Origin of the sequence: Enterococcus sp. NPDC086594, assembly GCF_044746145.1 — a bacterium.
Taxonomy (GTDB): domain Bacteria; phylum Bacillota; class Bacilli; order Lactobacillales; family Enterococcaceae; genus Enterococcus_D; species Enterococcus_D entomosocium.
On sequence record NZ_JBIVBP010000009.1, the window covers coordinates 92,181 to 117,012 of the forward strand.

A 24,832-nucleotide genomic window follows, 5' to 3' on the forward strand; every position below is an offset into this window, starting at 1 on the left:
GATGAAAAAAAAGCAAAAAGAAAAAAAGTCGCTGACATCATTCAGTATCTTATTTCTGATCATTATCGCCTTGACGGTCGCTTCCTGGCTCTTAGCAGGGCAGCCTTTTGCGCCTTCTTTACCAGCAGGCCAAGAAGAGATGGTCAGCCAAGTGGTGGGTGCCAAGTTTTCTGATTTCTTTATGGCGCCTTTTAACGGATTTCGTGATGCGATCGAGATCTGTGTGTTTATTCTCTGTTTGGGTGGTTTTTTGAATATCGTCACGCGAACAGGCGCTTTGGAAGCCGGGATTCAGCATTTGGTCAAAAAACTCAAAGGCAATGAGTTGATTTTGATTCCGATTTTAATGATCTTGTTTTCGATCGGCGGCTCCACTTATGGAATGGCGGAAGAAACGATTCCTTTTTATTCCTTATTAGCAATAACGATGGTGGCATCAGGTTTTGATACGATCGTCGCAGCAGGAACCGTTATGCTGGGTGCTGGTGCCGGCGTGATTGGCTCCACCGTCAATCCCTTTGCGACCGGCGTTGCGATGGATGCCTTGCGAAGCATCGATATTGCCCCAAACAATGGCACGATCTTAGTAGTCGGGGCATTGCTTTGGTTAGTCACGACCGCATACTGTATCTTTGTGGTGATGTCTTATGCCAAAAAAGTCAAAGCCGACAAAGGCTCCACGATCTTATCGCTGCAAGAGCAAAAAGAAATGGAAGAACATTTTGTCAAAGACACGAACGAAGCCTTGGTGTTTACGCAAAAACATCGCCTGATTTTGACGATTTTTGGCTTATCCTTTGTGATCATGGTGGTTTCCTTGATTCCTTGGGGCGACTTTGATATCCATGTGTTTGACGGTTGGACCGCCTTTTTGACCGGCAATAGCTTCGGTGAATGGTATTTTGGTGATTTGGCCATGTGGTTCTTCTACATCAGTATCATCATTGCGTTGATTCAAGGATTCTCAGAAAAAGAAATCGTGACCAACTTTATCGATGGGGTCAAAGACATTTTATCCGTTGTCTTGATCATCGTTGTGGCACGGGGTGCTTCCTACATTATGCAAACGACGTACTTGGATCTGTTTATTTTGGATCGGGCTTCCCATCTTTTAGAAGGTCTATCACCTGTCCTGTTTGTGATTGGCGCCTACATTTTGTATCTGCTCTTATCGTTCTTGATTCCATCGACTTCCGGACTAGCGTATGTATCGATCCCGATCATGGGGGCCTTGGCGCAAAGCATCGGACTCAATCCGAACGTCATGGTGATGATCTTTACTGCTGGTTGCGGATTAGTGAATTTGATCACACCAACTTCTGGCGTCGTGATGGGGGGATTGGAGCTGGCTCGGGTCAACTATTCCACTTGGACCCGCTTTATGCGCAAACCGTTACTGGTTATTGGAATTTCCAATCTTGCCATTTTAATCTTCTCAATGTTGTTCTTGTAAGCTACGTTTCAAGATGTGAACGAGACGGATCAACTATTTCAGTAAGCGAGGCGACTTGAGAGGAGCGGATCAAGTAAATGAAAAAAAAAGAGCGACAAGCAATTATCAAAAAACTCTTTGTCCTACATCGGATTGAGTCTCAAGAAGAATTGATGAATTTATTAAAAAAAGAAAATGTTTCAGCTACCCAAGCCACGATTTCTAGAGACATGCGGGAAATGAACATCGCTAAAACGTATGCTAAAAACGGTCGGCCGTATTATTCGATCTTTGAATCCAAAGAGCAGGATCTAGAAGACAGAATTGCGTTTTCGATGTATGAGTACCTAAAAAAGATTACGCAGATTGACTTTTTAGTTGTCGTTCATACGGCTGAAAACGGCGCCGATGTGATCGCCAATTATCTTGATGAAATGGAGCTACCAGAAATTGTCGGCACGATTGCAGGGTTTGATATTTTATTGATCATCACGCCGTCACAAGAAGCGGCAGCAGAGGTCGTCGATCGGTTGAACCATTATGTAGAAGGCTACGAGATGGGTTCGTCATTGTTTACTGGAGAAAAAAACGCAAAACAGCCTTGAGAATCGTTGAAGGAGCTGAACGTCACAAGCCCCAAAATCTCACAACCAAACGGGTGACGGCTTTTCATACCGATGGCTATTTTTAAAAAGAAAGAGTGCTTCTAATCTTCACGGAAGCACTCTTTTTGTGTGTGCAATGTCACCACGGTTTGCTGGAAAAACAGTTGCATCACCAAATGAAAATGGTAAGATAGGAAAATGAGGAGTGAAAACTATGAAAAAATTACTGAAAGAACCGAATTTTTACTTTTGTATCGCACTTGCGGTTATGGTCATCCTCTTTATCAGTTCTTCACAAACCTATGAGCAGCAATCACAAATCGGGTTGCTTTCACGAATCTTAAAAAATGAACCATTGAAAGAGTGGCTAGAGAAGATTTCTTTTTCCTATGCTGGTTCGGAGATCAGTATTGCGGAAAAAGGCTATTTTTCATTTGTGGAATTTTTCATTCGTAAAGGCGCGCATTTCTTTACCTATTTTGTCTTAGGGGGCAGTCTGTTCTTAACGCTTGTTTTTCGAAAACAGCCGTATTGGCTAGCCGCTTTTTTTGCTTGGTTAGCAGCTACCGGCTATGCTGGGATCGATGAATACCATCAAATGCTGACGGGAGGACGGACGCCGCTTTTTCAAGATGTCATGCTGGATTCAGCTGGAGCACTGACCGCCGTTCTTTTGGGGTGGTTGATTTGTCAGTTATCGAAAAAGTCACCTAAACGCCGCAAAACATAACGAGTTGTCGGCTTTTTAAGCGGTAAGCTGTCAGAAAGTATAAAAAACAAGAGGCGAAACCAATGGAAAAAAGTTTGAGCAGTGTCAAAAGCAAATCGGAGTTTGTCGTGCATGAAAGCTTGCCGGTGGGGATTCTTCTCGCGATGGCTGGCGGTTTTTTAGATGCGTATACCTACTTGTTTCACGGGGAAGTGTTTGCAAGTATGCAGTCGGGGAATGTTATTTTGTTAGGGATCAATCTTTCAACGGGGCAGTTTGAACAAGCCTTTCGGTATCTGCCACCAATCTGTATGTTTTTAGTGGGGATCGTGGTGACGAATTATCTGCAGCATCATTTTCCGACTGGTGGTTGGATCGTTTGGCAAAATGCTGCGTTGATCTTTGAAGCGATCGGTATTTTGGTTCTGGGCTTTTTTGCGCGTTCTTTACCCAATGTCCTGGTTGATTCCGGATTATCTTTTTTTGCAGCGATTCAATATGCCGCTTATCGGCGCTTGGCAGGGATGCCCTATGCCACCACGATGACCACTGGCAATTTACGTTCGCTGGCTGATTACTTGTATTTGCGCGGGTTTAAGCAGGACCGATCAGTGACACCCAAGATCATTTCTATTTCCTTGATCATCGGCGGTTTCTTTTTTGGGGCGGTTTTAAGCAGCTTGCTAGGAATTTTCTTATTCCACCGGACCATCTGGGTGGTTTCAGGAATTTTAGCCCTGGTGTTGGGAATCACGATCCACAGTCAAAATAAAGAATAGAAAAAAGACATTCGCCGGAATGTCTTTTTTGTCTTACTTTTTGGTGCTCGCGCGTGAATCTTTGAGATACAGCGCTATTTCTACCAGCAGTGCTGCCAGAAGATAGCTGCCAAGGACGGCTATCTGGTAAAATTTCTCTTCAATCAGCTCGTTGCGCTGCAGCAAAATGACCGCACCTAAAAAGAGCATCGCCAACAGGGAGAACCACTGCTTGGAAAAACGCCAATTGCTGACACTGGCTGTACTGCGCTTGGTGCGAAAGCCGAATATATAATTGGGTTCTTCTCGGTAAAAGAACCGGAAGACGATGAAAAAAATACCCGTAAAAATCAACAACAAAAGACCAATATCGATCGAGATCACTTCCTTTCAAGCGAGGTTTGTTGGGAAAATCAGCGAATAAAAAGGATTATCTATTTATTGTACTCGCTGTAAAGGATTCTATGAAGGGGAACTATTGAAAAAATAGATAGTTTTGCGTAAATAAAAAGGGAGGGCGCTATAAGTCGCCATCCCTTTTTCAATTATCCGCGTTGAAATGGTCCTTTTGGTGCAATCAGTTCAAGATTGGTGCCATCTGGATCTGTAAAGTAGGCAACACCTGTCCCGAAGCCGCTTTTTAAACCATCTTGTTCTTCAAAAACGATTGGGGTACCGTCAGGTTCAACCCCGATGGCTTTTAGACGAGCAACGGCTTCATCAATATTTTCGACTTCAAAACAAAGATGCATGGCACTGATTTGCTCATTGGAATAGCTAGCTTTGTTGGATTTTGGTTCGACGTATTCTAAAAGGTCGATGTTGAGATTGTCTAAATGAAGATTGGCGTATTTGATCAATGTATCCTCTAAACCTTGCGTTTGCGCCATTCGTTTGCCACCGATCGTATCTTGATTGGCGATTTTCTTTCCAGTTAATGCTTCATAAAATTGGATGGAACGTTCGAGATTGCTGACGGTGATTCCCACGTGGTTCACCATTGAAAAGCCTGTGTTTGTGTTTGTCATTATACTTCCTCCTAAGGTTTTGTTTAGTATATCGTTTGGTTAATGAAAATCGAATGTGTCTGGATCTGGACCCACTCGCAGGTCCTCATTTAATGCGTTCAAGCGAGCCATTTCATCTTCTGATAAATGGAAATCAAAAATCGCTGCATTGGCGCGCATTCGCTCAGGGTGTGTCGATTTGACATTGACTAAGATTCCTTGTTGGATAGCCCAGCGTAAAAGCACTTGTGCCGCTGATTTTTGCTGTGCATCGGCGATCGCCAAGACGGTTTCCTCTTTCAGCAGTTTGCCTTGCATCAAAGGTGACCAAGCTTGGATCGCAATCCCCTTTTCAGCACAAAAGTCCCGCAGGTCTTGCTGCGTAAGTTTGGGATGCAGTTCGATCTGATTGACGACAGGAACGACCTTAGCAGCGGCCAATAGTTGCTCCAAGTGATGAATCTGGAAGTTGCTGACCCCGATTGCTTTGATTTTTCCAGCGGCATACAAGTCTTCCAAGGCGCGCCATGACTCTTGAAATGCCTGGTTTCCCGGCCAATGGATCAAGTACAAGTCGAGATACTCGAGGTTTAAGCGGGCCAAACTTTCATTGAAAGCATGGATCGTTTCATCATAAGTTAAATGATCGTTCCAAAGTTTGGAAGTGACAAAGAGTTCTTCACGAGCCAACCCCGTTTCTTGTAAGCCTTGTTTGATTCCTTCCCCTGTTCCTGTTTCGTTGCCGTAAATAGCCGCCGTATCAATCAGGCGATACCCATTGATAATGGCCTGTTTCACGACCTCTGCTGTTTCAGCTTCAGGGATTTGAAAGACACCTAACCCCAAACCGGGGATTTTGCTGCCGTTGTTCAGTGTAACGGTATCCGATAATTTTTCGATCATAAAAACATCTCCTTTATTTTTTTCTGTAATCATCATATAATGAGGAGGTAAGGTTGTATAGTACGTACTTTTTTGTTTGATACACACCTTTTGGTAACATTTGTGTGTTTACAGACTTGATGAGGTGAAAAAATGGAAGAAAAAATTTATAATATCGGTGTAGAAGCAACGATGGATGTCATCGGCGGGAAATGGAAACCAATCATTCTTTGTAATTTACGCCATGGGGCATTGCGTCCTAGTGATTTACGGCGAAAAATTCCTGGCATCAGTCAAAAAATGTTGACGCAGCAATTGCGGGAACTAGAAGAGTCTGATATCGTTACCCGCAAATCCTATAATCAAGTACCACCCAAAGTTGAGTATTCCTTGAGTGAATATGGAGAAACGTTAGGCGGCTTATTGGATACCCTTTGCCAGTGGGGCACGATGCACGTCGCTGCGCTACAAGACAAAGGAGAACAAGTTACTTTGTTAGAACAAGAAGAGGCGATTGTCTAGCAGAGGGCAAGTGGCATGAGAAAAGGCCGGCAGAAACCATTGGTTTCCGTCGGCCTTTTTTAGGCTATGCTTGTTGGATCAATTCTAGAATGGCTTCAGCATTCATGCCGCTGTAATGATTGATGGGAAATGACAGGCGCTTGATTCGCGGCGGGATGGCCTGCTTGATCATCGGATCTGTTAAAGAAAGCAAAGGATCGACCAAAACGATTTTTTCTTGCGAAAAACGATAATTCATCAGACGTTCTGGTGTCACAACAGTCACGCTGATTTGATCCTCGGACAGCATTTGGATGTTGCGGGCGAAAATTTTAATCAGACTTCCAGCTAAAGTAGAACGATCAATAAAGACAACTTTTTCCAAAGTGATTCTCCTTTTTAATTAATATGCTTAATTAAGTATATTAATTAAATGGCGCTTTGTAAACAGGAACATTTGGAAACAACAAAAAAGCCGCAAAAGAATTTTTTTGCGGCTTTTGGTTCATCTATAAAAAGGTTTGACTCTTTTTTCCATTAAATCACGATCACGGGTGTCCCGACTTCGGCTTTGCTGTACAATTCTTTCATCACGCCTGGCGGAGTATTGATACAGCCGTGAGAGCCGCGGGTTTTCCAAAGATCACCACCGTATTCCGTTTGCCAATCAGAATCATGGATTCCGACACCGGTCCAATCGATCGGCATCCAGTAATCAACAGGGGACGCATAATCTTCACCGGTCAAGGTTGCATCTTCTTCTTTGTTCCAGACATAGAAGACACCAGTTGGCGTTGGTGTGGCTGGTTTTCCAGAGATAATTTTCGTATCTAGCACCAGCTCGCCATCTTTGTAATACCACATGTGTTGGTTTTTCAGATCAACTTCGATATACGTGTTGCCAAATAACGGGCTGCCAGCATCGGTGCTTCCTTGAGCGATCGGTGTGCGCGTGAAGTCTTCGCCGGCTTTTAACGCCTCAATCAATGCTTCTGTTTCCGCATCGGTTTGGATCGTCCAGCTGAGGGTGCCGGCTGGAACCGTTACTTCGCCTTGTTTGGTACTCTTGAAGGTCGAAGAATTGGTGCTGGTGTTGTATTGCTCTCCGATAGAAGCGACATAGCTTCTTACTTTGTCTTCGTCGATCGTGGTGTTGCCATCTTTGTAAGAGAGCCAATCCATGATCGATTCTCTTGGAATTTGAAACGTGTTTCCGTTGATCGTATAATTGCCGGTTACTTTGGCGATTTTATTCAACGAATCCATTTCTTTGGTTAGATCAGGATCATCAGCGGTCACACTTGGTTTTGTGACGTAATCGACGAGATTTAATTCCTTTTCGCCACTGACGATGGCTTCTTGTAAGTCTGCTACTGCTTTGTCCACATCAATGGCATCGCCGTCAACTTCTGGTTTGATAGAAAAGCCGTCTTCGCCTTTTTCCAATGTTGCATCGGCTGACTTGGTACGATCCTCATTTAAAGTTTCTAGTTCCTTTTGGATCGTGTCCGTTTCGCTGTTTAGCGTATCTTGATCCACCGAGAGATTGTCCAGTGTTTTTTCTTCTGCAGCGGAAACATAAGCCATTCCCCAACTCCACTGGTTCTGTTCATCTTTTAACGATTGCAGCTCATTGGTGAAATCCGTTTGTAACCCAAATTGAGCAAGGTTGATTGTCTTCCATTCGCTATCGCCTTCTTTGATGGTGAAATCTTCTTGCGAGTAGCGGTCATGCAGCAGGGCATTGGCCTCGGCAACAGTTTTGTTGCTGATGTCGATCCCATCGATTTCAGTCTTTGGTAAAAAACGGTTTGCATAATATGTACTTCGGTAGGTATAGCCGCCAGCGATCACTACTAATATAGCAGCCACAACGATTAGAACAATTTTCTTGGTATTGTTCTTGGCGTCAGTATGTTTGTTTGAACGAGTCATTCAACTACTCCTTTTTTTCTAATGGCATAATAGATAATAACGCTTAAATCATACCATATTCCCCCAAGAAAGCGAATATGGCAAATGAAACTTCCATGAAAAATAGAAAATTCTTAAACTATCTTTAGCTAAGCTGTAGAAAAGCATTTCTTTGCATAAAAAAACTGAACGAACCGCAGCAAATCATCTTGATCAAATTGTTCTGAAAAAGAGTGAGCTGTAAGGTTCGTTCAGTGGCATAGTTGACTAGCTAAACGAAGTGAAAGAAATTATTGATTGTCTTCTGCATCTAGTTTCGCAAAAGCTTCATCAAGAATATCTTTTAATTGTTTTGCAGAAGCGGCCATCCGGTCTTTTTCACCATCCGTCAATGGGATCTCAATCACTTTTTGAATCCCTTGGGCGTTGATAACTGCAGGCGCACCGATGTACAAGTCGTTTAAGCCGTATTCGCCGTTCATGTACACAGACAATGGTAAAACAGCATTTTCATCGTCTAAGATCGCACGAGTGATCCGTGCTAAGGCTACCGCGATCCCATAGAAAGTCGCACCTTTTTTCTCGATAATGGTGTAGGCTGCATCACGAACGCTGAAGAAAATGTTGACCATTGCTTCTTCATCGATATCTGGGTTGTTTTTGACCCATTCATAGATTTGCAAGCCGGCTACGTTGGCATGAGACCAAACAGGGAATTCTGAATCCCCGTGTTCGCCTAAGATATAGGCATGGACGTTACGGGCATCAACATCGACTAATTCAGCCAAAGCTTGACGGAAACGTGCAGAGTCTAAAGAAGTACCTGAACCGATGACGCGTTCTTTCGGGAAGCCTGAGAATTTCCAAGTCGAATAAGTCAAAATATCGACTGGGTTTGCTGCTACTAAGAAGATTCCGTTGAACCCTGAATCAACGATTTGGGTAACTACTTCCCGGTTGATTTTCAAGTTTTTATGAACCAAATCTAAGCGGGTTTCACCTGGTTTTTGAGGCGCACCAGCTGTAATAACGACTAAATCAGCATCATGTGCATCTTCATAAGAAGCGGCATAGATTTTTTTAGGGGAAGTAAAGGCCAAGGCATGGGACAAATCAATTGCGTCGCCTTCTGTTTTTGCTGTATTTATATCAATGATTCCGACTTCTTGCGCAATGTTTTGGGTCACCAGCGCAAACGCGTAACTAGAACCAACCGCACCGTCTCCAACAAGAATTACCTTTTGGTGATCTTTTTTGTTCGTTTTTGCAGTCATCTGTGTATCATTCCTTCCGCATAATTGTTTTACTCGCTATCATCCTACCATTTTCAAGTATATTTGTCATGTGATTTGCACAACAATATTACACAAAATATCGCTGTTTCAGTTGTAAATGCTTTCTTTGTTATTACGTCAAAAAGAGGATATATCAACGTTTTATTAAGATTCGTTAAGAAAGATAAAAACTGAGCAAGAGGACGCCACCATAACAGTCCATTTCGTGTTATAATTATTTCAGCAAAAGAACTGGGCGCATTTGTGTGCCCAGTATTTTGTGTTTGGATAAGAAAACCGATAAAATAGATGAAGAATCAGCTTGAAACTAGAAATAATGGAGCGTAATCGAAAAATGAAAATGATTGTAGGCTTGGGAAATCCCGGCAAAAAATATGAGAAAACCAAACACAATGTTGGCTTTATGGTAGTGGATGCGTTGGCACAAAAGTACCAAGCAACCTTTAAAAAGTCGGCTTTTGAAGCAGAAGTGGCAGAGTTTTTCTTGAAGGGTGAAAAAATCCTTTTGGTCAAACCGCAAACCTTCATGAATGAATCCGGTCGTTCGGTAGGTCCGTTGATGACCTATTTTGGCATCTACCAAGAAGAATTAGTAGTGGTCTATGATGACCTTGATTTAGCATTAGGGAAAATCCGCTTGCGCCAAAAAGGCAGTGCGGGGGGACACAATGGAATCAAGAGTTTGATCGCGCATTTGGACTCGACAGTCTTTGACCGCATCAAAATCGGGATCGATCGGCCACGTCCAGGACAAACCGTGGTCAATCATGTACTGAGTCCTTTTGCAAAAGACGATCTGCCCATCGTTTTACAAAGTATTGATAAGGCAGTCGAGGCAAGTAGTGATTACTTGACCAACGGCGACTTTCTTGCCACAATGAATCGATTTAACTAAGGAGGGCCGAGATGGATTTAATTGAATTAATAAATAAAGTGCCGACAGTGGCGGCTTGGCATGCAGGTTTACGTGAACAGGCCCACCGGCAATTACTGACCGGTCTAGCTGGATCGGCAAAAACATTGGCGATCACCGGTGTGTATCAGGCATTTCAAAAACAAGTGATCGTGGTGACACCAAATCTGTATTATACGAATCAACTAGCCGAAGATCTGCGCAACGTGACGGATGATGTCTATGTTTTCCCAGTGGACGAAGTGTTGTCAGCCGAAATGGCTTTTTCTTCACCAGAAGCACGAGAAGAACGAGTGGCAGCGCTGAATGCTGTTTCTCAAGGAAAAACCGGGATCTATGTGTTGCCGGTGGCGGCTTTGCGAAAGTATTTGCCTGAAAAGAAAACCTGGTTAGCCAACCAATTCCAATGGCAAATCGGCGATGAGATCGATTTAGAGCGTTTGCCGCAACAATTGATCTTGATGGGTTACGAACGGCAGTCAATGATTGGCAAACCCGGCGAATTCAGTATTCGTGGGAGCATCCTCGATATTTATCCATTAAATGCCGAATACCCCGTACGGATCGAGTTATTCGATGTAGAAATCGACTCGATGCGTTCTTTCAACGTGGAAACGCAACGCTCAGTGGAAACGCTGCAGCAAGTGGCTATTTTACCGACTACCGAATTGGTTTTCTCAGCGGAAGATTTAGCTGCGGGGCAAAAGCAGCTACAAGAATTATTGAACAAACGGTTGGCGGTCACCAAAGAAGTAACTGATCGCGCGTTTTTAGAAGACTATTTCGGCCAATTGGCCTCCCAATGGCAAGCGGGGATTCCCGGTGAAAGTGCCCGTTATTACACGGATTTGCTTTATCGTCAGCAAACGAGTGTCTTAGATTATTTTTCTGAAGACGCCTTTTTGATGATCGATGATTATGCTCGGATCATGGAGACCAATCGTGAGATCGAACGGGAAGAAGCGGAGTGGCATACCCAAAAATTAGCGGAGCTGCGGGTCTTTTCTGAACAGCAATTCGGGATCGATGTCCATCAACTGCTGCAAAAAGAAACCTTTGTGACCAGCTTCTTTTCTTTATTCCAAAAAGGAATGGGGAACATTCGCTTCCAAGCGATCCATCAATTCCAATACCGGCCGATGCAGCAGTTTTTCAGCCAAATGGGTCTCTTGAAAGTTGAGATCGATCGCTGGGAGAAGCAACAGCAAACGGTGATTTTTCTGGTCAGTGACCAAGAACGGGCCAAGAAGTTAGAGCAAGATCTGCGAGATCATGATATCTATGCCGTGCAGACGCAACAAGACCGCCTGTTTACGGGACGCACCCAAATCGTGGTGGAACGTTTGCAAAGCGGCTTTGAAATGCCGCAAGACAAGCTAGTGGTGGTTACAGAAAAAGAAATTTTCCAAAAGATGAACAAAAAAAGAGCCCGCCGGCAAAATGTCACCAATGCGGAACGTCTCAAAAGCTACAATGAGTTAAAAACCGGCGATTATGTCGTCCATGCGAATCATGGGATCGGAAAGTACATCGGCATGGAAACCTTAGAAGTCGATGGCGTCCATCAAGATTACATGACGATCTTGTACCAAAACGAAGACAAGCTCTTTATTCCAGTCACCCAATTGAATTTGATTCAAAAATATGTGGCTTCCGAATCGAAAACACCGAAAATCAATAAATTAGGCGGCAGTGAGTGGGCGAAGACCAAGCGCAAAGTGACGGCTAAAATTGAAGACATCGCAGATGATTTGATTTTATTGTATGCCAAACGCGAATCAGAAAAAGGCTATGCCTTTCAACCAGACGATGCCTATCAAAAAGAATTTGAAGATGCCTTTCCTTATTCGGAAACCGATGATCAGCTGCGCAGTACGGCAGAGATCAAGCGGGATATGGAAAAAGAAAAGCCGATGGACCGTTTGTTAGTTGGAGATGTCGGTTTTGGGAAAACAGAAGTGGCGCTGCGGGCTGCTTTTAAAGCGATCAAAGAAAGCAAACAAGTGGCTTTCTTAGTGCCGACAACGATCTTGGCGCAGCAGCACTATGAAACGATGGTCGATCGTTTTGAAGGATTCCCCGTCAATGTTGGGGTGCTGAGTCGTTTTCGGACGAAAAAACAGCAGAATGAAACGATCGAGCAAGTGCGCAAAGGGCAAGTCGATATTTTGGTGGGGACCCACCGATTATTGTCAAAAGATGTCGAGTTTGCTGATTTGGGCTTGTTGGTGATCGATGAAGAACAACGTTTTGGGGTCAAACACAAAGAGCGCTTGAAACAACTGCGTTCGCAAGTCGATGTGTTGACGTTGACGGCAACGCCGATCCCAAGAACATTGCATATGTCGATGCTGGGCGTGCGGGACCTATCTGTGATCGAAACACCACCGGAAAATCGTTACCCGATCCAAACCTATGTGATGGAGATGAATCCAGGAGCGGTGCGAGAAGCGATCCAACGGGAGATGGCACGCGGGGGCCAAGTGTTTTATCTCTATAATCGTGTCGATACGATCGAGCGAAAAGTCGAAGAACTGCAGGCGTTAGTGCCAGATGCACGAATCGCTTATGCCCACGGGCAAATGACCGAGATCCAATTGGAAAATACCCTGTTTGACTTTATTGAAGGGCAATACGATGTGTTGGTGACGACGACGATCATTGAAACCGGTGTGGATATTCCCAATGCCAATACGTTGTTTGTGGAAAATGCCGATTACATGGGGCTTTCGACGTTGTATCAGTTGCGTGGCCGTGTCGGTCGGAGCAATCGAGTCGCTTATGCGTATTTCATGTATGAACAGCAAAAAGTGTTGAACGAAGTCAGTGAAAAACGGCTGCAAGCCATTAAGGACTTTACGGAGTTAGGTTCAGGATTCAAAATCGCGATGCGAGATCTTTCGATTCGTGGGGCAGGAAATCTATTGGGGGCGCAACAGCACGGCTTTATCGATGCAGTCGGGTTTGACATGTACTCACAAATGCTGTCGGAAGCAGTCACTCGTAAACAAGGGAAAAATACCCAAACAGAAAAAACGACCGTTGAGATCGATCTGGGGATCGATGCCTACTTACCGACTTCGTATATTGAAGACGAACGGCAAAAAATCGAGATCTATAAACGAATTCGTGAGCTGGAATCACAAGAAGCAGTTGATGAACTTCAAGATGATTTATTAGACCGTTTCGGAGAATACCCTGTAGAAGTGGCGCACCTCTTAACGGTGGGCGAGATCAAAATGAACGGCGATCGTGCCTTGTTAGAAACTATCCGCAAGCAGCAACAAACCGTGTCGTTTACTTTGAGTAAAGTCGGCACGAAAAATTATTCGGTGGAGCAGCTGTTTGAAGCATTGAAAGCCACTAAATTAAAAGCCACGATGGGTGTCGATCATGAGCAAATGACCATCAAATTACAGATTCCGCCAGTGATGAAAGAAAGCACCTGGCTATTAGAAATCCAAGATTTTGTCAAAGCGTTACGGGAACAAAAATACGCCAGCCAAGGCTAGAAAGGAACCAGAGGGATGCCGAAATCACAATTGAAGCGTACGATGGAAGGGGCGTTTATTTTAACGATCGCTTCCTTTATCGCAAAAATCTTAAGTGCCGTTTATCGGGTCCCTTTTCAGAACCTGGTAGGCGACGAAGGGTTTTATGTGTATCAACAGGTCTATCCGATTTATGGATTGGCAATGACTTTGGCGTTGTCAGGTTTGCCGCAGTTTATCTCCCGCATTGTTGCTGAAGAACCTGATCCTTTGAAAAGTAAGGAGCGGCTGCAAGCGTTGACGCCTTATGTGCTTTGGTCGGCGATTGGCTTATGGGCTGTGACCTTTTTATTTGCCGGTCCAATCGCGCAAGTGATGGGGGACCATCAACTGGCTGGCTTGATTCGAGTCGTTTCCTTTACCTTTTTGTTTGTCCCGCCCTTGACCTTTTATCGAGGAATGTTTCAAGGAAATCTACAAATGGTGCCAACCGCAGTGTCTCAAGTTGTAGAGCAGCTGCTTAGAGTTGGTGTGATTTTAGGTGCTGCGGCAGCTTTCCAGCAATTGGGCTGGACGATTTATCAAACGGGGACTATCGCCATGATGGGTGCCTTAGTCGGGGGCCTTGCGGCGTGGTGGATTTTAAGTTATTATAGCCGACAAATCAACGGCAAACGCCTATCGCTATGGCATAAACCAGTCACCCGTATAGGAGAAAATACCGCTGTGTTATCCACCTCGTTGAAAAAACGGTTCTTCTTAGAAGGCGGTCTGTTGACGATTTATAGCGGCTATTTGATCTTGTTCCAGTTAGCGGATTCGTTTTTATTGACCAATGCGCTAGAAGCGGGGGGATTGACGGCACAAACAGCCCGGATTTCGAAAGGGATCTATGATCGCGGACAACCCCTCGTCCAACTAGGTCTTGTGGTAGCGATGGCGTTAAGCTCGACGTTTTTGCCAACGTTGACCAAGTATTTGACGGTAAAAAATCAGCAGCTGTTTGAAAAGTCGGCAAAAATGTATTTGCGCCTAACGATCGGGATTGCTTCGGCTTCTGCGGTAGGGTTAGCGATTTTGCTGCCTTATATCAACTTTGCCTTATTTAAAGACGGATCTGGCAATGCTGCGCTGGTATTGTTTGTCTTTTCCATCGCTCTGATGGCGACGATTCAAGCCTATCAAAGCATTCAACAAAGTCGCAATACCTATACCTTCGGCTTGCTCGCTGCGGGGATTGGTCTTTTGGTCAAATGTCTATCGATGTGGCCACTGACCGCTTCTTATGGGACTGCAGGAGCAAGTATCAGTACGCTGTTGGGGTTAGGAGCGACCTTATGCTGTTTTGTGGTTTCCGAACAGCGTCGAGCACAAAGTAGCATCAATCGCTTTTGGTATGAAGGAAATTATGGAAAAAAATTATTTCTTTGTTTAGGGATCATGGCAAGCGTGCTATTCTTATATTATAGCTTCGTTGCGATCTTATTGAACGGTCCTTTGACCCATCGACTACAGGCGTTGATTTTTTGCCTAGGCGGTGTCGGTCTGGGAGGCGCAGCCTTTATCGGGACAGCGATCAAAATCAAATTGTTAACGATTCGCGAATGGCTGTTAGTTCCATTTGGAAAGAAACTATTAAGAAGAGGTGAAAAACATGAGATTAGATAAATTTCTTAAAATCTCCCGCATCATCAAGCGTCGCTCTGTTGCCAAAGAAGTGGCAGACAAGGGACGTATTCAGATCAACGGCAAATTAGCCAAGTCAAGCAGTGACGTCAAAGTAGGCGATACTATGCGTATTCAGTTCGGGAATAAGGTCTTGGAAGTAAAAGTCAATGAATTGCATGAATCGACGAAAAAAGAAGACGCTGCAAAAATGTATGAGATTGTTTCAGAGGAAAGAATCTCAGAAAATGCTTGATTTTTACGGCATTTTCAGTTAGACAAGCTTTGCGGATGTTGGTATAATGTAAAAAACAAAGACAGCGACGGGAGCGAGTTCAGGTGGCAAAAGAATCAAATAAAAAAATAGAACTATTGCAGACCGATTATGCGAAAGAGCAATTTGCCAAGTTTGAAAAAGAGCGGCGGCAAGTCGTGTTTCGCCGACGTCGGCTGGTGGCGTTTTTCGTGGCGGCATTAGCGATATTTGCAGTCGTGGGGATTCAGATGTTTAACGACCAAATGCGCCTGCAAAAACTAAAGGAATACAAGGCGGAAACAGTCGCCGAACAAAAAGAAGCTGAACAAAAAGTGGCTTCATTGGAGCGAGATGTTGCCTTATTGCAAGACGATGAGTATGTGGCAAAATTGGCCCGCAGCCGATTCTTCTACTCAAAAGATGGCGAAAAAATTTATCCTGTCTTGCCAGATGGAACGGATTCTCAAAACACTAATGAGCGTTCTGCGCAAAGCGAACAAGAATCATCATCCACAGAGTCACAAGATTAAGCAATGTCATACCTACTCAGCGCAGTAGTTTGAATTATTTTAAATGGGTAAAAATTAGGAGGAACATTTTTTATATGTCAATCGAAGTTGGAGCGAAACTAAAGGGCAAAGTGTCTGGTATTACAAATTTTGGTGCGTTCATTGATCTTGGTGAAGGGAAAACTGGTTTGGTGCATATCAGTGAAGTATCAAACGGATTCGTCAAAGACATTCACGACGTGTTGTCTGTTGGGGATGAAGTGACAGTACTTGTTACGGCAATCGGCAACGATGGAAAAATTGGACTATCGATCCGCAAAGCAGAAGATAAGCCGGAAGAAAAACGTGAATACCCGAAAAAAGAATTCAATCGACCAAATCCGAAAAAATCTTTTTCACGCAATCAAACTACGAATGTAAATAAACAAGACTTCGATTCATTGATGAGTTCTTTTCTAAAAGATAGTGATGATCGTCTTTCATCATTACGTCGAAATACAGAAGGAAAACGCGGTGGCCGCGGCGGACGCCGTAACTAAACATGAATAGCAAGTTGGAAAAAGCTGAAACAAAACTGTTGGTTCGTTTTGTTTCAGCTTTCTTTCTTGTGGGTCTACCAAATGAGAAGGAGGGCAAATGATGGTCATTCAAACCGTTCGAGGGCAACTCACTGCCATCGATCCTGAAAAAAAACGCCGCTTTTTGCTGGCGGTATCGACGGGAGTCGACTCCATGGTCTTGCTGCAGGTCTTTTGTCAGTTGTTTCCCGAAATGCAAAAAGAGCAGGTCTTTGGTGTGGCACATGTAAACCATCAATTGCGTCCAGCATCTGCTGAGGAAGCTGCTTTTTTACGGCAGTACTGCCAAGAACGCGGCATTCCTTTTTATGAGCGGTGCTGGGAAAATCCGCCAGAAACCGGCGTAGAAGCTAGCGCTCGCGACTTTCGCTATACGTTTTTTGCCGATGTCATGTCCCAAGAAGGCTATGATGTTTTGCTGACTGCTCACCACAGTGATGACCAAGTAGAAACGATGCTGATGAAGATGATGCGAGAAGGCCGCTTGCAATCGGCTGGCGGGATGCAACAGCAGCAAACTTTTCACACAGGAGTCCTGTTGCGGCCGTTGCTTAGTGTCAGTAAGACAGCGATTTACGACTATGCGCAAGCACAGCAGATTCCCTACTTTGAAGACGAAAGCAATCACGAACCGCTGTATTTGCGAAACCGACTACGCCAGCAAGTAGTGCCGGCATTAAAAGCAGAAAATCCGCAACTGCTGCCACATTTTCAACAGCTTTCTGTAGAAATGCAGTTCGCCAATCAGTTGATCCAGCAAGAGCAGCAGCAATGGTTGTCTGCGTTCGTTCAACAGCAAGCTACTCGCTTAGTGATCGATCTGCAACAGCTGCCGAAGTTTTCACCGGCGCAGCGCTATTTTTTCTATGCGGGGTTTTTGCAGCAAGCAGAAGTTTTTACAAAGCAGCCACTCAATCAAAAACAGCTGCCGCAGTTATTGCGTCTGCTAGACGAAAAGAAAGGGCAATGGCAATTGGCATTGCACAAACAGTGGCAGCTGCGGCGCAGTTATGACCAATTATTATTGGAACCTGTAGCTGTTTCCCAAAAGCCTGCAACGCCGTTGACAGAAGTCAGTCAGCGTCTGGTTTTAGGGGAGGGGATCTATCTTTCTGAAAAGGAATGGATTGGGTATTTTCCGATAAATGAACAGCATATTCCCAAAAAAATCACAAATTGGTCAGAGTTTTCCCAAGATTTACCGCTAAACTATTCCTCTGAGCTGATCGTACGTAAGCGTCAGCCAGGAGACCGAATCCGCTTGGCGCGTGGCCTGACCAAAAAGATCAGTCGTTTTTTTATCGATTCAAAAATTCCTAATGAAGAGCGAGAAAAAAGTTGGGTCGTCACAAACCTTGATAAACAGGTGATTGCCTTACTACCTCATGCATTTTCCTATTTGAGTATTGCGCCAGAAACTGATAAAATACACTACATACTTCTTTATAAATATCAGAAGTAAGAGTTGGAAGGAGAACTTTATGCTAGATAAAGATATTGAGAAAATTTTGATTTCCCGTGACGAAATCAAAAATCGTTGTGTGGAACTTGGTCAAGAATTAACGGCGGCTTATGCGGATAAAAATCCTCTAGTCGTAGGTGTACTGAAAGGTGCCGTTCCTTTCATGGCAGACATCGTTCGTGAGATGGATTGTTACTTGGAGTTAGACTTCATGGATGTCTCAAGTTATGGCAATGCCATGATTTCATCTGGAGAAGTCAAAATCATTAAAGATTTAGATACAAATGTTGAGGGCCGCGATCTTTTGATCGTTGAAGACATCATTGACAGCGGTCGCACGTTGGCTTATCTGGTAGATCTATTCAAATACCGTAAAGCGAAATCAGTGAAAATCGTGACGTTATTAGATAAGCCGGAAGGCCGTGTTGTTGAGATTGATGCTGATTACGTCGGCTTCGATGTGCCAAATGAGTTTGTTGTTGGATATGGACTGGACTATGCAGAGCAATATCGAAACTTACCTTACGTTGGCGTCTTAAAACCTAGTGTTTATCAGTCAAATTAGTGACTGTTCTAAATCAATTGTGATACAATTAAATGGTCAGGATTGATAAAACAAAATAGCCAGGGAGGTACGCATGAATAAGAAAAATAACGGTATGGTAAAAAATACCTTATATTATGTACTTGTCTTGTTGGCGATGGTCATGGTCGTTTATTTCATTTTTGGAAATGGCAATCAGCAGACCCCAACGATCGAGTACTCCACGTTTACAGAACAACTGAAAGACGGGAAGGTCAAACAATTTACTGTCCAACCCGCTAACGGTGTTTATCGAATCGTGGGTGAATACAATGAAGAACAAACTGTCAGCAATGACAACAGCTTGTCTGTTTTAGGCAATACACAGGCGAGTTCGACCCGCTTTTCAACGATCATTTTACCAAATGATTCTACGCTGAGCGAAGTCACCAGTCTGGCCTCAGCACAAGGGGTCAAAACTACCATCGAAGAAGAATCCAACAGTGGTATTTGGTTATCGCTTTTGGTTAGCTTCTTACCACTTGTGATCATCATTTTCTTCTTCTATATGATGATGAGCCAACAAGGCGGCGGCGGTGGCGGTGGCGGCCGTGTGATGAACTTTGGCAAATCAAAAGCCAAAGAAGCGGACAAAAAAGCCAACCGCGTACGTTTTTCAGACGTAGCCGGTGCAGAAGAAGAAAAACAAGAACTTGTCGAAGTCGTGGAATTCTTGAAAGATCCTCGACGTTTCGTTGAATTAGGTGCCCGTATCCCAGCAGGTGTCTTACTTGAGGGACCTCCGGGAACCGGGAAAACGTTGCTAGCCAAAGCCGTTGCCGGTGAAGCTGGCGTACCGTTTTACTCGATCTCTGGTTCAGATTTCGTTGAAATGTTTGTCGGTGTCGGTGCAAGCCGGGTACGTGACTTATTTGAAACAGCGAAGAAAAATGCACCAGCCATCATCTTTATCGATGAAATCGATGCCGTCGGTCGCCAACGTGGTGCCGGTATGGGTGGCGGACATGATGAGCGGGAACAAACATTGAACCAATTATTGGTTGAGATGGATGGTTTTGATGGGAATGAAGGCGTGATCGTCATTGCCGCAACGAACCGTTCGGATGTTCTAGATCCAGCGTTGCTGCGTCCAGGTCGTTTTGACCGTCAGATTTTAGTTGGTCGTCCAGACGTGAAAGGCCGTGAAGCAATCCTCCGTGTTCATGCTCGGAACAAACCTTTATCAGATGATGTTGATTTGAAAGTCGTTGCCCAACAAACACCGGGCTTTGCCGGTGCGGATCTGGAAAACGTCTTGAACGAAGCCGCCTTAGTTGCTGCTCGTCGTAACAAGAAAAAAATCGATGCTTCAGATATCGATGAAGCAGAAGACCGCGTGATCGCTGGTCCTGCGAAGAAAGACCGTGTCATCAACAAACGCGAACGTGAAATGGTTGCTTACCATGAAGCAGGACATACCATTGTTGGTTTAGTCTTGAGTCGTGCCCGTGTGGTACACAAAGTAACCATCATTCCTCGGGGGCGAGCTGGTGGGTACATGATCGCCTTGCCGAAAGAAGATCAATTCTTGATGACTAAAGAAGATATGTTTGAACAAATCGTTGGCTTGCTAGGTGGACGTACGGCTGAAGAAATCATCTTCGGTGTGCAATCAACGGGGGCTTCCAATGACTTTGAACAAGCAACTGCGCTTGCAAGAAGCATGGTGACAGAATATGGAATGAGCGATAAATTAGGTCCAGTTCAATATGAAGGAAACCATCAAGTCTTTGTCGGTCGCGATTACGGTCAAACAAAAGCATACTCTGAACAAGTTGCCTTTGAAATTGATCAAGAAGTTCGCAAGATTTTAATGGATGCCCATCAAAAAGCCCATGAAATCATTGAAGAACATCGTGCCCAACACAAATTGATCGCTGAAAAACTACTTGAACATGAAACATTGGATGCTAAAGCAATCAAATCCTTGTTTGAAGAAGGCAAAATGCCTGCAGGGACTGAAAGCTCTGAGTATCCTAGTGAAAAAGCCCAAACGTTTGAAGAAGCGAAACGTGCGCTGGAAGAAAAAGATGCAGAGAAGCAAGCTGCAGAAAAACACAGCGAAGATGCATCATCAAACGATTTTGATCAACAATTGGAAGACGTTCGCCGCAATAGCGAAAGCCAACCGACTGATCAAGAAAACAAAGATGATAACGCCTAAAACAAGACGTATCAAGGCGCCGAGGAAACTCGGCGCCTTTTTGTTTCTATTTAAGAAGACTTTTCTTAAATTCAAACACATTCAGTTGAAAAAAGCGGCGCTTCCTAGTATGATTCATTAATGAATAAAAAGGAGAATCAAGATGAAGGATTATTTAGTAAAAGCACTCGCATATGACGGCTTCGTCCGAGCATACGCCGTATCGGCAACAGAGACGATCGCCGAAGCACAACGACGCCATGAAACATGGAATACGGCATCTGCTGCTTTAGGGCGAGCGATGGTGGGAAGTTTGTTATTAGGCAGTACCTTAAAAGGGGAAGACAAATTGACCGTCAAAATTCAAGGAAATGGTCCTGCTGGGGCAATCGTCGTAGACAGCAATGGCCGTGGGGACGTAAAAGGATACATAAAAAATCCACAGATCAGTCTGCCATTGAATCCTCAAGGAAAATTGGATGTTCGGGGCGCAGTGGGAGACCAAGGAATTTTTACCGTAATCAAAGACTTAGGGCTAAAAGAACCTTTCTCTGGACAAACACCGATCGTCTCTGGGGAACTTGGGGAAGACTTTACTTATTATTTAGCAGTGTCAGAACAGATTCCTTCTGCTGTTGGTCTGAGTGTATTAGTAGAAACCGATGATTCGATTCGGGCAGCCGGTGGATTTATGCTACAGATCATGCCTGGTGCCAGTGAAGAGATCATTGATGCCATCGAAAAACGTTTGGGAGAATTGCCTCGAGTGTCAACCTTGATCGATGAAGGCCAATCACCAGAAGAGGTCTTAGCGACATTGTTACCAGACACGACGATCGAAGTACTAGAAAAAATGCCCGTCCAGTTCCACTGTGATTGTACGAAAGAAAAATTTGCGACAGCGATCATCACCTTAGGGGCTGAGGAGATCCAAGCAATGATCGATGAAGATCATGGGGCAGAGGCAGTCTGCTCGTTTTGTGGCAACAAGTATCATTTTGATGAAACGGAATTGGCGGCGTTGAAGAAAGAGGCGGAAGCGTAAGTGAAAGATAGACAGACATGGCAGATCGGCTCGGTTGAGATTCCTAACCGCGTCGTCGTTGCGCCAATGGCAGGGATCACCAATTCTGCGTTTCGTGTGACAGTCAAAGAATTTGGCGCGGGTTTAGTCGTCTGTGAGATGATCAGTGATCGAGGGATTCAACTGCGTAACAAGAAGACCCTTGAGATGCTGTTTATTGACGAGACCGAGCATCCTCTTAGTATTCAGATTTTTGGTGGGAATAAAGCATCCTTAGTAGAAGCAGCGCAATTTGTCGCAGAGAACACAACTGCCGATATCATTGATATCAATATGGGGTGTCCTGTAAACAAAATCATCAAAGCAGAAGCTGGTGCGAAGTGGCTTTTAGATCCCGACAAGGTTTATGAAATGGTCCATGCTGTTTCCAGTGCGATCGACAAGCCCGTTACCGTCAAAATGCGGATCGGTTGGGATGAGCAACACGTCTTTGCGGTTGAGAATGCCCAAGCCGCGGAAGCAGCGGGTGCCGCAGCAATCGGTATGCATGGCAGAACCCGTGTACAGATGTATGAAGGATCGGCTGATTGGGACGTTTTGAAACAAGTGAAGCAAAGTATCACCATTCCTTTTATGGGCAACGGCGATGTCAGAACCCCTGAAGATGCGAAACGAATGTTGGAAGAAGTCGGCGCTGATGCAGTGATGATCGGACGGGCAGCCTTAGGCAATCCGTGGATGATCCACCGCACCAAGCAATACTTGGAGACAGGCGAGTTATTGCCGGAACCAACACCACGAGAAAAAATTTCGACAGCGAAACTTCATTTAGAACGGTTGGCTGATCTAAAAGGGGAAAAAATCGCTTCGCGAGAATTCCGCCAACATGCTGCGTACTACTTAAAAGGTATTTCACGGGCAGCCAAAGTGAAGGCAGCTATCAATCAAGCAGAAGATAAGCAAACGATTTTTGATTTATTAGATGCATTTGTAGAGAAGACCGAAAAACAGCCGGTAGCAACTTTTAAGGAATAAGAAACAAATCAAGTCGATCCGAAAGTTCGGCTTGATTTTTTGCGTCATCATTGGCATTATAAGAAGGAAACCCAAGTTAAGAATGGAGGAAAACTCGTGACAGAGGAACGACAAACACAAGAAGAATTGAATGATCAAATGTTGGTTCGCCGTGAAAAGATGGAAAAACTACGGGAAGAAGGCATTGATCCTTTTGGCAAGCGATTCGAACGCACCCATAATTCTGCCGAGTTACATGAGTTATTTGATCAAAGAACCAAAGAAGAATTAGCCGAAATGAATCTTTCAGCAAGCATTGCAGGAAGAATCGTTACAAAACGTGGAAAAGGGAAGGCTGGTTTTGCGCATTTACAAGACCGCGAAGGCCGTATTCAAATATATGTACGTAAAGACCAAGTCGGGGACGAACCTTACGAAGTATTCAAGCATGCAGATCTAGGTGATTTCTTTGGTGTATCTGGTGAAATCATGAAGACCGACACTGGCGAAGTGACCATCAAAGCCAAAGAAATCGTGATCTTATCCAAAGCATTGCGTCCATTGCCAGACAAATACCATGGCTTGACGAACGTAGAACAACGCTACCGTCAACGTTACTTGGATTTGATCAGTAATAAAGAGAGCTTTGATCGTTTCATGAAACGAAGCCAAATCATTAGCGAAATTCGTCGTTACCTTGACGGACATGGATATATCGAAGTCGAAACGCCAGTATTGCATAATCAAGCAGGTGGTGCAGCGGCTCGTCCCTTCATTACACACCACAATGCCTTAGACATGGATCTGTATTTACGAATCGCACTTGAGCTTCACTTGAAACGATTGATCGTGGGTGGCATGGAAAAAGTCTATGAGATCGGCCGCGTTTTCCGAAATGAAGGAATCGATACGACCCATAATCCCGAGTTTACGATGCTAGAAGCGTATACAGCATATACAGATTTCAAAGATGTGATGGATTTGACAGAAGGCATTATCCGTAATGCTGCTGAAAAAGTCTTGCATACAGCAACGATCCAATACGATGGACAAGAAGTCGATTTAGCTAGCGACTTTGCACGAATCCATATGGTCGATGCAATCAAAAATCAAACAGGTGTTGATTTCTGGCAACCAATGTCCGTTGAAGAAGCGCGTAGTTTAGCGAAAGAACATCATGTTGAAATCACTGATGCCATGACTGTTGGTCATATCATCAATGAATTCTTTGAGACATTTGTTGAAGAAACGTTACAGCAGCCAACCTTTGTCTTTGGTCATCCAGTGGAAGTTTCGCCATTAGCGAAAAAGAATCCAGAAGATGAACGCTTTACGGATCGCTTTGAATTATTTATCGTTGGTCGTGAATTTGCGAATGCCTTCACGGAATTGAATGACCCAATCGATCAAAGAGAACGTTTTGAAGGACAAGAAAAAGAGCGCGAAGCAGGAAATGATGAAGCCCATGGGGTGGATGAAGATTTCTTAGAAGCACTTGAATACGGTATGCCGCCAACTGGTGGATTAGGGATCGGGATCGACCGCTTAGTGATGCTGTTGACCGATGCACAATCGATTCGTGACGTTTTGTTATTCCCGACAATGAGATAAAAAAGCTCCGTCCACTCGCAAGAGATGGGCGGCTTTTTTTCTTGTCTGCTGGATCAGGGAGAAAAACAGTGAGGAATTAGAGGGGAAAAAGCCAGGGTAATTGCTAGAAAACGGATTAAATGCGAACGATAAAAGCTGGATTCAATGTGATTAGACGGGTTTGTAAAAATTAAAAAAAGCCATAGAAAATGATTGACCGCAAGGGATTTAGTTGGTATATTATTACATGTGCCAAATGACTGAAATGAATTCGTAAAAAGAATTGAAAAAAGTGGTTGACGCACAGCTCGACAGATGATATTATAACGAAGTCGCAATTTTAAAATAGTTAATCGACGTTGATACATCAACAAAATTAATTAAAAAAAGTTGTTGACAAATAACAAATCATTTGTTATTCTAATGAAGTCGCTGAGACAGCCGCTGCGAAGTTGAAAAACAACGAGCGAAAAAAACTTTTAAAAAAGAGTTGACAATCAA

23 protein-coding genes are annotated in these 24,832 nt (G+C 44.1%); 17 read left to right on the plus strand and 6 right to left on the minus strand.

Going from position 1 to position 24,832, the window contains the following annotated elements; translation table 11 throughout:
* Position 1: 1 nt before the first annotated feature.
* The 4 genes from ACIPK1_RS13100 (at position 2) to ACIPK1_RS13115 (ending at position 3,525) form a co-directional block, all read left to right on the plus strand.
* Positions 2 to 1,453 carry a YfcC family protein gene (locus tag ACIPK1_RS13100; protein WP_008380167.1) on the plus strand — a complete coding sequence of 484 codons (1,452 nt, stop codon included), beginning with the start codon at positions 2 to 4 and terminating at the stop codon, positions 1,451 to 1,453.
* 77 nt (positions 1,454 to 1,530) lie between these two features.
* Positions 1,531 to 2,037, plus strand: coding sequence for an arginine repressor (locus ACIPK1_RS13105; RefSeq protein WP_005233333.1), 507 nt, complete (start codon positions 1,531 to 1,533; stop codon positions 2,035 to 2,037).
* A gap of 214 nt (positions 2,038 to 2,251) precedes the next feature.
* A complete protein-coding gene (locus ACIPK1_RS13110; RefSeq protein ID WP_005233334.1) occupies positions 2,252 to 2,767 on the plus strand; it encodes a VanZ family protein in 516 nt (171 codons plus the stop codon).
* Between the two features lie 62 nt (positions 2,768 to 2,829).
* Positions 2,830 to 3,525, plus strand: coding sequence for a YoaK family protein (locus ACIPK1_RS13115; protein WP_016620325.1), 696 nt, complete (start codon positions 2,830 to 2,832; stop codon positions 3,523 to 3,525).
* 33 nt (positions 3,526 to 3,558) lie between these two features.
* Here ACIPK1_RS13115 and ACIPK1_RS13120 read toward each other — a convergent pair whose 3' ends face one another.
* From ACIPK1_RS13120 to ACIPK1_RS13130, 3 genes are all read right to left on the minus strand, one after another.
* Positions 3,559 to 3,888, minus strand: coding sequence for an SdpI family protein (locus ACIPK1_RS13120; protein WP_016620326.1), 330 nt, complete (start codon positions 3,886 to 3,888; stop codon positions 3,559 to 3,561).
* A gap of 161 nt (positions 3,889 to 4,049) precedes the next feature.
* On the minus strand, positions 4,050 to 4,532 hold the full coding sequence (locus tag ACIPK1_RS13125; protein ID WP_005233337.1) for a VOC family protein: 483 nt from the start codon (positions 4,530 to 4,532) through the stop codon (positions 4,050 to 4,052).
* Positions 4,533 to 4,571: 39 nt separating this feature from the next.
* Positions 4,572 to 5,450, minus strand: coding sequence for an aldo/keto reductase (locus tag ACIPK1_RS13130; protein WP_016611992.1), 879 nt, complete (start codon positions 5,448 to 5,450; stop codon positions 4,572 to 4,574).
* A gap of 96 nt (positions 5,451 to 5,546) precedes the next feature.
* Here ACIPK1_RS13130 and ACIPK1_RS13135 point away from each other — a divergent pair, with 96 nt between their 5' ends.
* Complete coding sequence (locus ACIPK1_RS13135) at positions 5,547 to 5,915, plus strand: helix-turn-helix domain-containing protein (RefSeq protein WP_005233339.1); 369 nt, start codon at positions 5,547 to 5,549, stop codon at positions 5,913 to 5,915.
* A 64-nt stretch (positions 5,916 to 5,979) separates the two neighbouring features.
* Here the strand turns inward: ACIPK1_RS13135 and ACIPK1_RS13140 are convergent, their stop codons facing one another.
* The 3 genes from ACIPK1_RS13140 to ACIPK1_RS13150 form a co-directional block, all read right to left on the minus strand.
* A complete protein-coding gene (locus ACIPK1_RS13140) occupies positions 5,980 to 6,279 on the minus strand; it encodes a hypothetical protein (protein WP_005233340.1) in 300 nt (99 codons plus the stop codon).
* A 152-nt stretch (positions 6,280 to 6,431) separates the two neighbouring features.
* A complete protein-coding gene (locus tag ACIPK1_RS13145; RefSeq protein ID WP_005233342.1) occupies positions 6,432 to 7,829 on the minus strand; it encodes a L,D-transpeptidase family protein in 1,398 nt (465 codons plus the stop codon).
* A gap of 269 nt (positions 7,830 to 8,098) precedes the next feature.
* Positions 8,099 to 9,082: an L-lactate dehydrogenase gene (locus ACIPK1_RS13150; RefSeq protein ID WP_005230720.1), complete on the minus strand. Its 984-nt coding sequence runs from the start codon at positions 9,080 to 9,082 to the stop codon at positions 8,099 to 8,101.
* 355 nt (positions 9,083 to 9,437) lie between these two features.
* Between ACIPK1_RS13150 and pth the strand changes: the two genes are divergently transcribed.
* The 12 genes from pth (at position 9,438) to lysS (ending at position 24,352) form a co-directional block, all read left to right on the plus strand.
* Positions 9,438 to 9,998 carry an aminoacyl-tRNA hydrolase gene (pth, locus tag ACIPK1_RS13155; RefSeq protein ID WP_008380153.1) on the plus strand — a complete coding sequence of 187 codons (561 nt, stop codon included), beginning with the start codon at positions 9,438 to 9,440 and terminating at the stop codon, positions 9,996 to 9,998.
* 11 nt (positions 9,999 to 10,009) lie between these two features.
* Entirely contained in the window at positions 10,010 to 13,528 is a 3,519-nt protein-coding gene (gene mfd, locus ACIPK1_RS13160; RefSeq protein WP_301389085.1) for a transcription-repair coupling factor, read from the plus strand.
* A 15-nt stretch (positions 13,529 to 13,543) separates the two neighbouring features.
* The gene (locus ACIPK1_RS13165; RefSeq protein ID WP_301389083.1) at positions 13,544 to 15,175 is read left to right on the plus strand and encodes a polysaccharide biosynthesis protein; all 1,632 of its coding nucleotides are present in this window, start codon (positions 13,544 to 13,546) and stop codon (positions 15,173 to 15,175) included.
* Positions 15,162 to 15,428 carry an RNA-binding S4 domain-containing protein gene (locus ACIPK1_RS13170; RefSeq protein WP_005230745.1) on the plus strand — a complete coding sequence of 89 codons (267 nt, stop codon included), beginning with the start codon at positions 15,162 to 15,164 and terminating at the stop codon, positions 15,426 to 15,428. The genes ACIPK1_RS13165 and ACIPK1_RS13170 overlap by 14 nt, the downstream gene beginning before the upstream one ends.
* 83 nt (positions 15,429 to 15,511) lie before the next feature.
* On the plus strand, positions 15,512 to 15,958 hold the full coding sequence (locus ACIPK1_RS13175) for a septum formation initiator family protein (RefSeq protein WP_005233351.1): 447 nt from the start codon (positions 15,512 to 15,514) through the stop codon (positions 15,956 to 15,958).
* A 74-nt stretch (positions 15,959 to 16,032) separates the two neighbouring features.
* Complete coding sequence (locus ACIPK1_RS13180; protein WP_005233352.1) at positions 16,033 to 16,476, plus strand: S1 domain-containing RNA-binding protein; 444 nt, start codon at positions 16,033 to 16,035, stop codon at positions 16,474 to 16,476.
* A 100-nt stretch (positions 16,477 to 16,576) separates the two neighbouring features.
* On the plus strand, positions 16,577 to 17,977 hold the full coding sequence (gene tilS / locus ACIPK1_RS13185; protein ID WP_301405439.1) for a tRNA lysidine(34) synthetase TilS: 1,401 nt from the start codon (positions 16,577 to 16,579) through the stop codon (positions 17,975 to 17,977).
* Positions 17,978 to 17,996: 19 nt separating this feature from the next.
* Complete coding sequence (gene hpt, locus ACIPK1_RS13190; RefSeq protein WP_005230750.1) at positions 17,997 to 18,542, plus strand: hypoxanthine phosphoribosyltransferase; 546 nt, start codon at positions 17,997 to 17,999, stop codon at positions 18,540 to 18,542.
* 73 nt (positions 18,543 to 18,615) lie between these two features.
* The gene (gene ftsH / locus ACIPK1_RS13195; protein ID WP_005233354.1) at positions 18,616 to 20,724 is read left to right on the plus strand and encodes an ATP-dependent zinc metalloprotease FtsH; all 2,109 of its coding nucleotides are present in this window, start codon (positions 18,616 to 18,618) and stop codon (positions 20,722 to 20,724) included.
* Positions 20,725 to 20,866: 142 nt separating this feature from the next.
* The gene (hslO, locus tag ACIPK1_RS13200; protein WP_005233356.1) at positions 20,867 to 21,748 is read left to right on the plus strand and encodes an Hsp33 family molecular chaperone HslO; all 882 of its coding nucleotides are present in this window, start codon (positions 20,867 to 20,869) and stop codon (positions 21,746 to 21,748) included.
* On the plus strand, positions 21,749 to 22,762 hold the full coding sequence (dusB, locus tag ACIPK1_RS13205) for a tRNA dihydrouridine synthase DusB (RefSeq protein WP_005233357.1): 1,014 nt from the start codon (positions 21,749 to 21,751) through the stop codon (positions 22,760 to 22,762).
* Positions 22,763 to 22,858: 96 nt separating this feature from the next.
* Complete coding sequence (gene lysS / locus ACIPK1_RS13210; protein ID WP_005230758.1) at positions 22,859 to 24,352, plus strand: lysine--tRNA ligase; 1,494 nt, start codon at positions 22,859 to 22,861, stop codon at positions 24,350 to 24,352.
* Positions 24,353 to 24,832: the final 480 nt, after the last annotated feature.